General features: G+C 72.1%; 9 protein-coding genes. 4 read left to right on the plus strand and 5 right to left on the minus strand.

Translation table 11 applies throughout. From position 1 onward, the window contains the following. Window positions 1–56: 56 nt before the first annotated feature. From Cba03nite_RS10075 to Cba03nite_RS10085, 3 genes are all read right to left on the minus strand, one after another. Window positions 57–1,097 carry a glycoside hydrolase family protein gene (locus Cba03nite_RS10075; protein WP_203744502.1) on the minus strand — a complete coding sequence of 347 codons (1,041 nt, stop codon included), beginning with the start codon at window positions 1,095–1,097 and terminating at the stop codon, window positions 57–59. A 182-nt stretch (window positions 1,098–1,279) separates the two neighbouring features. Then, window positions 1,280–2,491: an FAD-dependent monooxygenase gene (locus tag Cba03nite_RS10080; protein WP_203744504.1), complete on the minus strand. Its 1,212-nt coding sequence runs from the start codon at window positions 2,489–2,491 to the stop codon at window positions 1,280–1,282. A 193-nt stretch (window positions 2,492–2,684) separates the two neighbouring features. Continuing rightward, complete coding sequence (locus Cba03nite_RS10085) at window positions 2,685–3,332, minus strand: PadR family transcriptional regulator (RefSeq protein WP_203744506.1); 648 nt, start codon at window positions 3,330–3,332, stop codon at window positions 2,685–2,687. Window positions 3,333–3,460: 128 nt separating this feature from the next. Here Cba03nite_RS10085 and Cba03nite_RS10090 point away from each other — a divergent pair, with 128 nt between their 5' ends. Next, a complete protein-coding gene (locus Cba03nite_RS10090; RefSeq protein WP_203744508.1) occupies window positions 3,461–3,826 on the plus strand; it encodes a hypothetical protein in 366 nt (121 codons plus the stop codon). Between the two features lie 11 nt (window positions 3,827–3,837). On the opposite strand, the gene Cba03nite_RS10095 is transcribed toward Cba03nite_RS10090, so the two are convergent. After that, on the minus strand, window positions 3,838–4,587 hold the full coding sequence (locus Cba03nite_RS10095) for a phosphotransferase (protein ID WP_203744510.1): 750 nt from the start codon (window positions 4,585–4,587) through the stop codon (window positions 3,838–3,840). A gap of 74 nt (window positions 4,588–4,661) precedes the next feature. Between Cba03nite_RS10095 and Cba03nite_RS10100 the strand changes: the two genes are divergently transcribed. Together Cba03nite_RS10100 and Cba03nite_RS10105 are read left to right on the plus strand one after the other, a co-directional pair. After that, entirely contained in the window at window positions 4,662–6,320 is a 1,659-nt protein-coding gene (locus Cba03nite_RS10100; protein ID WP_203744512.1) for an outer membrane protein assembly factor BamB family protein, read from the plus strand. Window positions 6,321–6,347: 27 nt separating this feature from the next. Then, window positions 6,348–7,196 (plus strand): hypothetical protein, encoded by an 849-nt coding sequence (locus Cba03nite_RS10105; protein ID WP_203744514.1) that lies wholly within the window; start codon window positions 6,348–6,350, stop codon window positions 7,194–7,196. Here the strand turns inward: Cba03nite_RS10105 and Cba03nite_RS10110 are convergent. Next, a complete protein-coding gene (locus tag Cba03nite_RS10110; protein WP_203744516.1) occupies window positions 7,183–8,082 on the minus strand; it encodes an amidohydrolase family protein in 900 nt (299 codons plus the stop codon). The genes Cba03nite_RS10105 and Cba03nite_RS10110 overlap by 14 nt on opposite strands. 244 nt (window positions 8,083–8,326) lie before the next feature. On the opposite strand from Cba03nite_RS10110, the gene Cba03nite_RS10115 reads away from it, so the two are divergent. Then, window positions 8,327–13,255: a ThuA domain-containing protein gene (locus tag Cba03nite_RS10115; RefSeq protein WP_203744518.1), complete on the plus strand. Its 4,929-nt coding sequence runs from the start codon at window positions 8,327–8,329 to the stop codon at window positions 13,253–13,255. The last annotated feature ends 85 nt before the right edge of the window (window positions 13,256–13,340 follow it).

Genomic DNA, 13,340 nt, shown 5'->3' on the forward strand with positions numbered 1-13,340 from the left:
AAACTGCGGTTCGGATGCCCGGCCGGCGTGCAGTTTCCCCGAAACTGCGACGCCGGTCAGCCCGCGGCGCGGTACGCCCGGCCGGCGGCGGTGGGCGTGGTGCCGCGGTAGAGGGCGGTGCCCTGGTGGCCTTCCGTGGGCCAGGGCAGGGCGAACCAGGCGTAGCGCTCCACGTAGGACAGGCTCTCCATCATCTTCGTGGAGCCGGTGACGAAGGCGGCCTGCTGCGCGTCGCTCGGATACACCGCGCCGCCGCTGCCCCACTTGATCAGGGCGTACTCGGTGACCCAGATCGGCAGCCGGTAACGCTGGTAGACGGCCTGGAGGTAGTTCTTCAGGTGCCCGACGGCGGCGGTGGAGAAGTCCGAGCCGTACCAGTGCAGCGTGATGAAGTCGACCCGGTAGCCGCGGGACTTCGCGCCGCTGAGGAAACGGTCGAGCCAGCCCCCGGCCCGGTCCGCGCCGACGGCCACGGCCGGGCTGCCCAGCCGCATACCGGTGGCCTGCAGCCGGGGCCACAGCTCCAGCGCCCGCTCCACACTCATGTTCGCCTGGCTGCCGAAGTCGGGCTCGTTGAAGCCGAGCAGGACGTTGCCGTTCCGCTTCGCACGGGCCAGCTCGGCGTCGGTCACCGACTTCTCGCCCCAGATCATCGGCACGAACGCCGCGCTGGTGCCCGCGCCGCTGGTCGGGCCCGCCGACCAGTTGTAGTACCAGCTCGCGCGGACGTCCTTGAGCGCGGTCGCCAGGCCGCTCGCGGGCCAGACGGTCGCGCCCTTCTTCGACGACGACTTCGCGGGGGCACCGGCGGGTGCCTTGGTGGCGCTCGGCTTCGCCGAGGGTGCGGCGCTCGCGGACGGGCTCGCGGCGGCCGTCGCGGATGCCGCGGCCTGTGGCGTCCCCGGCACGGCTCCGCTCTCGGTGACCGCGACCGGCTCCCCGGCGGCGGCCGGGGTGGGCGCGTCGTCCAGCAGCCGGACGGCGGCGTAGGAGCCTCCGATCAGGACCGCGACCGCCAGCGGGATCACCAGCCACCACAGCCTGCGCCGGTCGCGCCTGACGTGCCTGCCGGGATGCCGCTGCGAGGTCTCGTCCACGAGCGCACACCCTAGCGGCCTGCCGTGAACGCGCTCTCTCCGTCCCGGATGTCGGTGGGCGCACCTTCTCTACGTCGTCCTAGGTAGCTGGGTTGGGAGGTTGATCGCGGTCTCGTGTCGAAACCTGTGGTCTGACCACACTTTCTGACACGAGACCGCGATCGACACCGCAGCCCGCGGGATCACGCCGTGACGGGGGTGTCCCAGTCGATGCGGTAGTCGAACTGCCAGGCCATCTTCTCCGGCTTGGCCAGCAGCTTCATCGCCGTGGGCAGGATCAGGTCGCGCAGCACGCGCGCCACCGGACCGGCGGCCTTGTCGCTGTTGGTACGCGCCGCCGCCGCGATGATGCGCTCCACCCGCTCCCGGCGCAGCCGCTCGTACGCCGGGAACGCCTGCTCGGCGGGCAGGTCGCGCAGGCAGCGGGCGAGCTGCACGGCGCTCTCGGCGGCGAGCGACGCGCCCTGCCCCGACGACGGGGACGTGGCGTGCGCGGCGTCGCCGACCAGCACCATCCGGCCCCGGTGCCAGGTCGGCACGCGCGGGATGTCCTCCATGCCGCCGATCGACACGAACTCGGCCGGATCCGACTTGCGCAGGATGTCCAGCACCGGCATGCGGTCGTCCGCGAACGCCGCCCGCAGCACCCGCAGCCACTCCTCGGGGCTGGTCCGGTTCGCCTCCGACCAGGACATCGGCGTCGGGTGCGGCAGGTTGGCGAACCAGCCGCAGCGCCCGTCGGGGAAGACCTGGTAGCCGAAGAACGCCCGCTTGCCGAACATCATGTACATCGCGTCGCCGGTGGAGGCCAGGCCGGTGTGGTCGGACCAGCCGCCGAAGCCGAGCAGGCCGGTGTAGCGCGGCTGCGGCGCGGCCGGGTCGATGATCGCGCGCACCGTCGACCGGATGCCGTCCGCGCCGATCAGCACGTCGGCCTCGGCGGCCGTGCCGTCGGCGAAGTGCGCGCGTACACCCGTCGGGGCGTGCTGCGGGCCGAGGTGCTCGGCCGACACCAGGCGCTTGCCGTGCGCCACCTCGATGCCGCGCCCGGCCGCCTCGGCGTAGAGCGCCCGGTAGAGGTCCGGCCGCATCACGAAGCGCTGCGGCTCCATGCCGCTCGGGCCGCCGAACGCGGCCAGCCGCTTGCCGGTCCAGCTGTGGATCACGATGCTGTCCATCGGCAGCCCCACGGCGCGCACCGCGTCGTCGGCACCGATCACCGACAGCGCCCGCAGCCCGTTGGGCGCGATGCTGAGGCCGCCGCCGACACCGTCGGCGGTGCTGTCGTACGCCTCGTACACCCGCGCCTCGATGCCCGCCTGCCGCAGGGCCATCGCGGCGACCGGGCCGGCGATGCCGCCGCCCACGACCAGGGCGGTCCTGACCTTCGTCATTGTTCTCTCCCAGGGATGAGCGCACCGGTCGCGTGACCGGTGCGGGTACGGACTCGCGTCCGGACCGCCCAGGGGAAACCCGGCTATCCTTGCGGTTGCCACCTCTCGTGGCCGGGTCCCTGGTGGTTCGGTGCGAGGGTCGAAGGTCTCCGGCGCGGTGTTGGTGCACCGCGCCGGAGACCGGTCTCGGGGGTCACTCCAGCGGGACCCCCCGCTCCATCAGCTCCGCCAGCTCGGGCGGGATGTATCCGGTGTCGTGGAAGACCTGCCAGTCGGCCAGCCCGGGGAAGGTGCCCCCGGTCAGCTCGGCGAGCAGCCCGCGCACGAACCCCACCTCCGCCTCGGCGACGGCCAGCTCGTACTCGTCCTCGACCAGGAACAGCCGGGGCACCTCACGGGACGCCTCGGCCAGCCGGCCGCGCCGGTCGGCCAGCTCCCGCTCCAGCACGGACAGCCGCTGGGCGAGCAGCTCGGCGGCCTCGCCCGGCGACAGCACCGCCATCACCGACAGCCCGGCGACGAACCGGGACTGCTCCGGCTCGGGCGTGGAGATCAGCTCGCGCACCCAGTCCACCAGCTCGGCACGGCCGGGCCCGGTGATCGCGTAGACGGTCCGCTCGGGGCGGCCGCCCTGGCGAACCGTGTCGGTGGCCTCGATCAGGCCGTGCTTCTCCAGGTTCTGCACGACCGTGTAGAGCGAGCCCCACTTGATCTTCATATTGCGGTCCTTGCCGTATTCGCGCAGGACCGAGGCCATCTGGTACGGGTGCATCGGCTGCTGGGCGAGCGCGGACAGCACGGCCAGCGCCATCAGGTTGTTCACGGCGCGCCGCTTCGCCATCGCCCGTCCCTCCGTCATTTAGTCAGACTTGACTACTCGTCACCGAGTATACGCATCCGAGGCCCGGCGCCGCCAGCGCGCCGTGCTCGCGTACCCTCGGCCGGATGTTTCCGGCAGGGAGGTAGACGTTGCTGGACGACGAGACACGGCGGTTCCTGCAGGCGGCGCTCACGCTGGCCCCGGCTGCCCTGGCCCGGGCGTTCGACCGGGCCGTCGAGCTGCGCGGCCAGGGCGGGCGCGAGGCGAGCCGCGCGGTCAAGCCGTCCGCGGCGCAGAACTCGCACATCGAGCACACGGTGCGCACCGGCCTGCGCGCCCGCCTGGCCGAACTCGACGAGCACAGCCCGGAGCTGCTCTCCGACGCGAAGAGCGTCACCGCCATCGCGGCTCGTGCCGTGCTCAAGCGCGCCAACCTGACCGGCGAGCAGTATCGGATCCTGACCGAGCCGTTCACCGCCGAAGGCGTGCCGGTGCCCGAGCACCCGGCCGCCTGACCGCGACCCGGTCAGGCGGCCAGTGCGGCGTCCCACAAGGCCCGATGCTCGTCGAGATAGGCGGCGGTGTCGCGCCAGTACGGCCCGTCCTCGGTGAAGATGCGGGCCCAGGGTTGGCGGTTCTCCCTGGCCCCGGTCTCCAGCAGGTCGTACATCGCGCGGGCGCGGCGGGCGAGGGCGGCTGCCAGGGCGGGGCCGTGCGCGTGGTCGAGACCGTAGCCGTCGGTGAAGGCGCGCAGGCGGGCGGCCGCGTCGGCCGGGTCACGCTCGGGCCGCATCCCGGCCATGCTCTGCGCCGCGTACGCCAGGTCCCAGGTGCGGGAGGCGGGCGACGCCCCGTCCCAGTCGATCAGCACCCAGCCGCGCGCGGTCCGGAGCAGGTTCCACGGCGCGACGTCGTTGTGGCAGATCAGGTCCGCGCCCTCGGGCGGGATCGGGTTCTCCCACCGGGCCCCGGGCGGCGGGACGAACGACGCCGCCGCGTCGTGCAGGTCACGCAGCAGCCGGCCGATCTCCGCCAGCTCGGGGCGGGTGAACGTGCCCGTGTGGTCGCACGGCTCGCCGGGCACGTACTCCAGCACCTGGCGGCCCTGCTCGTCACGCCCCAGGGGACGCGGCGCACCCGTGAACCCCACCTCGTGCAGGTGCGCCAGCAGCGCGTCCACGCTCGCGGTCCACGGCCCGGCGGGGCGGCGCACCGTGTCTCCCACCCGGACCACGCCGGTCGTCACGTTGCCCGGCAGGATCTGGTCGTCGTACATCCCCGCAGGCTAGCGCAAACCGGCCATGACCTCGTCGATTGGTCCATCTTGGACGAGATCAGTATTGTTTCGCCGTGCTCAACCGCAAGGGCAGGATCTGGGTCGTCGCCGCCCTCCTGGTGCTGGTGCTGATCGCCGTGTTCGCCGTGGTGCGCGCCTGCGCCGGCGAGTCCGGGCAGGCGGCCGAACCCCGCTCGTACCAGCTCGCACCGGCATGGCAGGCGGAGAACGCCGGCGCACCCTTCGCGCTCGACGCCGACACCGGGACGCTGCTGCTCTGGGATGAAGTCGCGCAGTTCGATCACCGGGTCAAAGCGGTGGACGCCCGCACCGGCAAGGCGAAGTGGACCGGCCGCCCCTCCGGATGGGACGTCAACTTCGATTACATCCGGGGCGGCAGACTGACCGGCGACGCGGTGATCGTGGAGTCGAACTACCTGCGCGGCCAACCCGGCATCGCCGCGCTCGACCTCACTGACGGCGAGGTCCGCTGGCAGCTGGCCACCCCGGGGCAGCTCCCCCCACAGCTCGCGGTGACCGCCGACGTGGTCGTGGCGGCCTGGAACGACAACACGCTGCGCGGGCTGGACGCCGACGACGGTGAGAAGCTGTGGGAGACCCGGCTCGACCCCGGCTGCGAGGCGGAGGAACTGGCCGGCGACGTCACGCTCGTGGTGGCCGAGGTCCGCTGCGAGAAGAAGCGGTACCTGGAGTCCTACGACCCGGACACCGGTGAGTCGAACTGGCAGGTGCCCGTTTCGATCGAGGCCGAGAAATCCGTCGACGACCTCGACGTACACGGCGACGCGGTGATCATACGTTTCGCGAAACGGCTGCTGGTCCTCGACGCGACGGGGCGCACGCTGCTGGACGCGCCGACCACCGAACGGGTCAGCCCGCAGGTCGTGACCACCGAGGACATCGCCGTCGTGGCGTACACCGACAAGGCCGACGGGGACGTCGTGACGGCGATCGCCCGCCAGGACGCCAAGCCACGGTGGCGGCGGCAGCTCGCGGTGTCGGCCATGCGGCTCGCGCAGGGCCGCCTGTTCGCCCTCGGACCGCTGCCGGAGCCGCTGCTGCCCGCCGGGCTGTACGAGATCGACCAGGCCACCGGCCGGATGACGGTATCCCCCACGCACCTGCTGGTGCCGGATTTCCAGTCTCTGGCGACGGTGTTCGACGACGTGGCGGTGACCTACCACTGGCAGGGCGAGATCCCGCGAACGTCCGTGCTGTCCGGGTACCGGCTGACCCCGGCCCCGAGCCCGGTCGGCATCGCCGGCGGAGGACCGGCCGAGTCCTGGCCCGGCGCGTGCGAGTTGCTCACCACCGACGAGGTCGCCGCCCGCGCCACCGGCGTCTCCTACGAGGCCAAGCCGCAGCAGACGACGATCGCCGACATGGCGCTGCCGAAGCCCGCACAGTGCCGGTACGAGCCGTCGTCGGTGAAGGCGCCGGTGGTGTCGGTGGGCGTCGCCTGGTCAGGCACTGATCCGGCCCAGGCCACCGAGCTGATGGCGGACCTGCGACGGCAGTACGCCGACACGGCCGAGGTGCCCGGCCTCGGCGACGAGGCGCTCCGGCTCGCGTCGTTCGACTACCCGCAGCCGACCGTGAAGCTCTACATCCGGGTCGGCGCCCGGATCGCCCGGGTGAAGGTTCCGGACGGGCACGACGACCTCGTCAGGGAACTCGCGGCGCTGGCCGTGGCCCGGCTGGCCGCTACCTGAGCACGACGACTTCGAAGGGGACGCGCAGTGGCGAAGCAGAAGAGGCGACCGCGCGGCGCGGCCGCACCGGAGACGGCACCGGCTCCGGCGCCTGAGGGCAAGAGCCGCCGGGCCAAGGTCCTTGCCACCGTGGGCACCCTGGCCGCCGTCGCGGTCGGCGCCTTCTTCACCGGCATCGGCGAGACCATCGTCAACCGGGTCGCCGACGCACTGACCGCCGACGGCGCGCCGAGCCTGCCGGAGGAGCCGAAGGACGCGTTCAGCGTCGTGCTGACGAACGACATCGGCGAAGCCCCCGACCGCCTGGCCCTGCGGAATGCGCATCCCGACGATGCGATGGCGGCACGCCTGAAAGGCGGCAAGCTGGGCCAGCCCGCCGAGGACTTCCTCGCCGAGCAGGACGGCGCGCCCGTCGCGGACCTGCGAGTGAATCTGGTCCTGACCGGGCACCGGGCGACCGGGATCAGCATCACCGGCATCGACTTCGTGAAACTCAGGACCGAGCCGTCCCTCCACGGCACCCTCATCCCCGTCATCAGCCAGGGACAGGCGGAGACGATCCAGCTCTCGGCCGACCTCGACCAGGCCCAGCCGAAGATCATGAAGGACAGGGACGAGTACTTCGCGGGCCGGCGCATCACGCTGAAGACCGGCGAGCAGGAGAGCATCAGCTTCCTGGTCACCGGATCCAAGGCGTACTACCGGTGGGTCCTCGGCATCGACTGGGTCGACGAGAAGGGCGACGCGCAGCGGCTCTTCCTCGACCGCTCGGGCCGCCGGTATCCCGACGCCGCCGCGGTGCCGGACACCGGCTGGTTCGGCCTCACCGGGGCCGCATCGGGCTACGGCGCGACGTGGGAGGTCACCGAGGGCTGACGCCCGCCGACCCGTCGCCGTACCACTGTGCGGCGGCTCCGTGGCGCAGGGCGGTCAGTTCGTCCGGCGTACACCCGGCGAAGATCTGATCGTAGGCGCCGTAGAGGTGGGCGAAGCCGCCGCGTAGGCGCTCGATGGGCAGGTCCGAGCCGAGCATGCAGCGCTGCGGCCCGAACGCGTCCACGGCCGACAGCAGCCACGGCCGCACCCGCGCCACCGTCCAGTCGCCGAAGACGGTGCCGACCGCGTCGATCCGGGTGGCGGTGTTCGGCAGGGCGGCCACCTCCTTGAGGGCGGCGGCGTGGGTACGCAGCCCGCCGTCGCTCAGGTCCGTGGGCCACCCGAAGTGGTCGACCACGACCCGCACCCGGGGCAGCGCCCGCGCGAGCCGGGCCACCTCGCCGAGCTGGTCGCCGGTGCACTCGACGGTGAGCGTCAGCCCGTGCTCGGCGAGCAGCCCCAGGTGGCCTCGCAGCCGCTCGTCGTCGGCGGGTGCCGTGCCGCCGCCCCCGCCGAGCGCGGCGACCAGCCGCACCCGCACCCCGGCCGCGCCGTCCAGCTCGGCGAAGCTGCGCACGAACGCGGGCCAGCCCGCCGACGCCGGGTCGCCGAGCGTCACCAGCCACAGCTCGATGTCGTGCCCCTCGGTCTGGCGCTGCGCCCAGGCGGCGGCGTGCAGCGGATCGGCCGCGCCCGCGTCCGACCAGACGACCCCGCATACCTCGTGCCCGTCGGTCTCGGCCAGGTAGTCGCCGAGCCGGTAGACGTCGGGCAGCGAGTCGTAGTCGCCGAGCATGTCGAGCACCAGGGTGCGGTCGGCGAGCCAGAACACCGGGTCGTCGCGCTGGTCCCAGAGGTGCACGTTGCAGTCCATGATCGGCCCCACCAGGCGACGGTACCGGCCGCACCGCACCGGCCTGGGCGGACACGCGAATCCACTCCAGGAATTCGACATGGCACGTGCAAATTTTGCGGGACGCGTTGACAGCAATCGCTTCATGGGTGCAAATTTGTGACTGCTTAGAAACATCGGTGCTTTCCGAAGTCCCGACCGCTCCGCCTCCCCGCCCGGGGCCCGCTCACCCGAGCCAGGGGGTTTCCGCCGTCCGTCCCCGACGAGGAGACTCTCCATGCCCCTCGCGTCACCGTCCCTGCACCCACCCCTGAGCAGGCTGCTGCGCCTGCTGGCGATCGCCGTGCTGGTCGCGGCCGGGATCGCCGCCGCGCCGCAGCGGGCCGACGCCGCGCCGTTCTCGGTGCTGGTGTTCTCCAAGACCGCCGGGTTCCGCCACGACTCGATCCCGGCGGGCGTCACGGCCGTCCGCAACCTTGGCACGGCCAACGGGTTCACCGTCGACGCCACCGAGGACGCGACCGCGTTCAGCGACACCAACCTGGCCAAGTACGCGGCGGTGGTGTTCCTGTCGACCACCGGCGACGTGCTCGACGCCAATCAGCAGGCCGCGTTCGAGCGCTACATCCGGGCCGGCGGCGGCTTCGCGGGCGTGCATGCCGCGTCCGACACCGAGTACGGCTGGGCCTGGTACGGCAGCCTGGTCGGGGCGTACTTCTCCAGCCACCCGGCCGAGCAGACGGCCACGGTGAAGGTGGAGGACCCGGCGCACCCGTCCACGGCGCACCTGGGCCCGACCTGGTCGCGGTTCGACGAGTGGTACTCGTTCCAGGCCAATCCTCGGACGAATGCGCACGTGCTGGCGAGCGTGGACGAGCGCAGCTACGCCCCGGGCGGCTCGGCGATGGGCGCCGACCACCCGGTCGCCTGGTGCAAGCCGTACGACGGCGGCCGCTCCTGGTACACCGCGCTCGGGCACACGGTCGCGTCCTACAGCGACACCGCGTTCCTGAACCACCTGCTGGGCGGCATCCGCACCGCGGCGGGCCAGGTCGCGGGCGACTGCACGGCGACCCGGCCGGCGAGCTTCCAGAAGGTGACGCTTGACAGCAACACCAACAACCCGATGGAGCTGGACGTGGCCCCCGACGGCCGCGTCTTCTACATCGAGCGCGACGGCCGCGTCCAGGTGGTCAAGCCGAGCACCGGCACCACGGTGACCGCGGCGACCCTGCCGGTGTTCACCGGCAACGAGGACGGCCTGCTCGGCATGCGGCTGGACCCGGCGTTCGCGAGCAACGGCTTCATCTACCTGTACTACTCCCCCACCTCGGGCGCGGCCCGCAACCAGCTCTCCCGGTTCACCGTCTCCGGTGACACGATCAACCTGGCGACGGAGAAGGTGCTGGTCCAGGTGGCCACGCAGCGCAACACGTGCTGCCACGCGGGCGGCTCGATGACCTTCGACGCGGCTGGCAACCTCTACCTGGCCACCGGCGACAACACCAACCCGTTCGAGTCCAGCGGGTTCGCGCCGCTGGACGAGCGGGCGGGCCGGTCGGACTTCGACTCGCAGAAGAGTTCCGCGAACACCAACGACCTGCGGGGCAAGGTGCTGCGGATCAAGCCGCAGGCCGACGGGACGTACACGATCCCGGCGGGCAACCTGTTCGCGCCGGGCACGGCGCTGACCCGGCCCGAGATCTACGCGATGGGCTTCCGCAACCCGTTCCGGATCGGCACCGACCCGGCGACGAACACGCTGTACGTCGCCGACTACGGCCCCGACGCGGGCACCACCGACCCGAACCGGGGCCCCGAGGGCACCGTGGAGTGGAACATCGTCGGGCAGGCCGGCAACTACGGCTGGCCGTACTGCATCGGCGCGAACTACGCCTACAACGACTACACGTTCCCGTCCGGGCCGAGCGGCGCGAAGTACAACTGCGCGGCGCCGGTGAACAACTCGCCGAACAACACCGGCCTGACGAACCTGCCCCCGGCGCAGGCGGCGACGATGGACTACGACTACGGCGGCAACCCGCTGTTCCCGGAGATCGGCGGGGGTGGCGCGCCGATGGGCGGGCCGGTCTACCGCTACAGCGCCGCGTCCACGTCCGACCGCAAGTGGCCGGCGTACTACGACGGCAAGGCGATCTTCGGCGAGTGGAACCAGAACAAGCTCTACACGATGCAGGTGACCGCCAACGGCAAGTCGCTGGTGGACATCAACCAGCTGCTGTCGTCGATGACGTTCCTGCGGCCGATGGACATGGAGTTCGGCCCGGACGGCGCGCTCTACCTCATCGAGTGGGGCACGGGCTTCGGCGGCAACAACGCCGACTCGGGCGTCTACCGCATCGACTACGTGGCCGGGGACCAGAACCCGATCGCGGTCGCGTCCGGCACCCCGACCTCGGGCGGCGTGCCGCTGACGGTGCAGTTCTCCAGCGCGGGCTCGCGGGACCCGGCCGGGCAGCCGATCACGTACGCGTGGACGTTCGGCGACGGCGGCACCTCGACCGCGGCCAACCCGTCGCACACGTACAACGCGGCGGGCAGCTACAACGCGCAGCTCACGGTGCGCGACCCCGGCGGTCGCACGGCCGTGGCCAACGTGCCGATCACCGTGGGCAACACCGCGCCGACGGTGACCCTGACCGCGCCCGCCGACGGCGGCTTCTTCGCCTGGGGCGACCAGGTCCGGTTCACCGTGAACGTGACCGACCCGGAGGACGGCACGATCAACTGCTCCCGGGTGACGCTGCAGTACTACCTGGGCCACGACGCGCACGCGCACCCGCTGCAGTCGTACAGCGGCTGCACCGGCGTGGTGCAGACGTCGATGGGCACCGGGCACGGCGACGACGCGGACATCTTCGGCGTGCTGGAGGCGAGCTACACCGACCTCGGCGGCAGCGGCGGGGCGGGTGCGCAGACCGGCCGGGCCACCATCAAGCTGCAGCCCAAGCACAAGCAGGCCGAGTTCTTCAACAGCACCGGCCGGGCCCCCGGCGCGATCGGCGGCGGCGACCCGGGCGTGCAGCGCGAGGCCACCACGGACCCCGCGGGCGGCTTCCAGAACATCGGCTTCATCGAGGACGGCGACTACTGGGCGTACACCCCGGTGAACCTGCGCAACATCACCGCAGCCCGGTTCCGGGTGGCCTCACCCGGGGACGGCGGCCGGATCGAGGTCCGCACCGGCGCGCCGGACGGCACCCTGCTCGGGACCGCCGTCTTCGGCGGCACCGGCGGCTGGCAGACCTTCGCCGACGTCACCGCGAACCTGTCCGCCAGCACCACCACCGCGCCGCTCTACCTGGTCGCGAAGAACCCGGCCGGCAACACCGGCCAGGGCTCGATCTTCAACGTGAACTGGGTCGACTTCCTCGGCCAGGGCGTGTCCGACGGCTCGCAGCTGACGGTCACCCCGGGCAGCCTGGCCTTCGGCTCGGCCAACACGGGCACCACCACGGCCGCGCAGACGGTCACCGTGAGCAACCCGGGCACGGCGGCCGCGAGCATCAGCTCGATCGGCGTCAGCGGCCAGTACACGCAGACGAACAACTGCGGCACCTCGCTGGCCGCCGGAGCGTCCTGCACGGTCAGCGTGCGTTTCGCGCCGACCTCGGCCGGGGCGCAGAACGGCACCCTGTCGGTGGCCAACTCGACCACCGCGCAGCCGCTCACCGTGTCGCTGACCGGCACCGGCACGGACGGCAGCACCAACCTCGCCATCGGCGCGGCCATGTCGGCGAGCAGCAGCAACGGCGGCTTCCCGGCGTCGGCGGCCAACGACGGCAACACGAGCAGCTACTGGGAGTCCAACAACAACGCGTTCCCGCAGTGGCTGCAGGCGGACCTGGGCAGTGCCAAGCAGGTCGGCTCCGTGACGCTCAAGCTGCCGCCGTCATCGGCGTGGGGTGCCCGCACCCAGACGCTGAGCATCACCGGCAGCACCGACGGCACCAACTTCAGCACGCTGAAGGCGTCGGCGGGTTACCTGTTCGACCCGGCGACCGGCAACACCGCCACCGCGACGTTCACCGCGACGTCGGTGCGCCACCTGCGGGTGACCATCACCGCCAACACCGGCTGGCCCGCCGGCCAGGTGTCCGAGCTGCAGATCTTCGGCGGGGGCAACCCGCCGGGCTCGGCCACGCTGTCCGCCAACCCCACGTCGCTCGCCTTCGGCAACCAGAATGTGGGTACGGCCAGCGGCGGCCGGACGGTCACCGTGACCAACACGGGCACCGCCGCGGCGAGCATCTCCTCGATCACCGCGGCGAGCCAGTTCGGGCAGACGAACAACTGCGGCGCGTCGCTGGCCGCCGGGGCGAGCTGCACGGTCACGGTCACCTTCACGCCCACCTCGGCGGGCGCGAAGTCCGGCAACCTCACGGTGAACAGCAACGCCACCAACCCGGCGCTGTCCGTCGGGCTGACCGGCACCGGCACCACCGTGCAGCAGCCGGCCACGCTGTCGGCCAACCCGGGCACCATCACGTTCCCGGACACGGCCGTCGGCGGCTCGGTGACGCGTACGACGCAGATCAGCAACACCGGCGGCACCACCGCCTCGATCTCGTCGGTCACCGTCGCGGGCACCGGGTTCAGCCTGTCGGCCAACGGCTGCGGCACGGCCCTGGCCGCCGGGGCGAGCTGCACCGTCACCGTGGCGTTCGCACCCACCTCGGCGGGCGCGCGGACCGGCACCCTCACGGTGAGCAGCAGCGCGTCCAACCCGTCGCTGAGCGTCGGGCTGTCCGGCACCGGCACCACGGCCACGCCGACCAACCTGGCGCTGAACCGGCCCGTCACGGCGAGCCAGGTGCAGAACTACGTCCCTGGCAACGCGGTGGACGGTGACGCCAACTCGTACTGGGAGAGCGCCAACAACGCGTTCCCGCAGGCGATCACGGTGGACCTGGGCAGCACCGCCGCGCTCACCTCGATCGTGCTGAAGCTGCCCTCGGCATGGGGCGCCCGCACCCAGACGCTGTCCGTCCTGGGCAGCGCCGACGGGTCGAGCTTCAGCACGCTCGTCGCCTCGGCCGCGTACCAGTTCAGCCCGCCGAGCAACACCGTGACGATCACCTTGCCGGCGAACACGTCGGCCCGGTACGTCCGCCTCAACATCACCGCCAACACGGGCTGGCCCGCCGGCCAGCTCTCCGACTTCCAGGTCATCGGCACACGCTGACCCGGAAGCGGCGCACGGCCTGGCCCCGGCCCCGGCCCGGCCCCGGCTGTGCGTCAGTTTCGGGGAAACTGCAGCAATCCAGCCC

The organism is Catellatospora bangladeshensis (assembly GCF_016862575.1).
GTDB classification, from domain to species: Bacteria; Actinomycetota; Actinomycetes; order Mycobacteriales; family Micromonosporaceae; genus Catellatospora; species Catellatospora bangladeshensis.

Bases quoted from the DNA above. Each gene is read 5' to 3' on its own strand.
- Cba03nite_RS10080 (WP_203744504.1), bottom strand. From the start codon at position 2,491: ATGACGAAGGTCAGGACCGCCCTGGTCGTGGGCGGCGGCATCGCCGGC.
- Cba03nite_RS10085 (WP_203744506.1), bottom strand. From the start codon at position 3,332: ATGGCGAAGCGGCGCGCCGTGAACAACCTGATGGCGCTGGCCGTGCTG.
- Cba03nite_RS10095 (WP_203744510.1), bottom strand. From the start codon at position 4,587: ATGTACGACGACCAGATCCTGCCGGGCAACGTGACGACCGGCGTGGTC.
- Cba03nite_RS10115 (WP_203744518.1), top strand. From the start codon at position 8,327: ATGCCCCTCGCGTCACCGTCCCTGCACCCACCCCTGAGCAGGCTGCTG.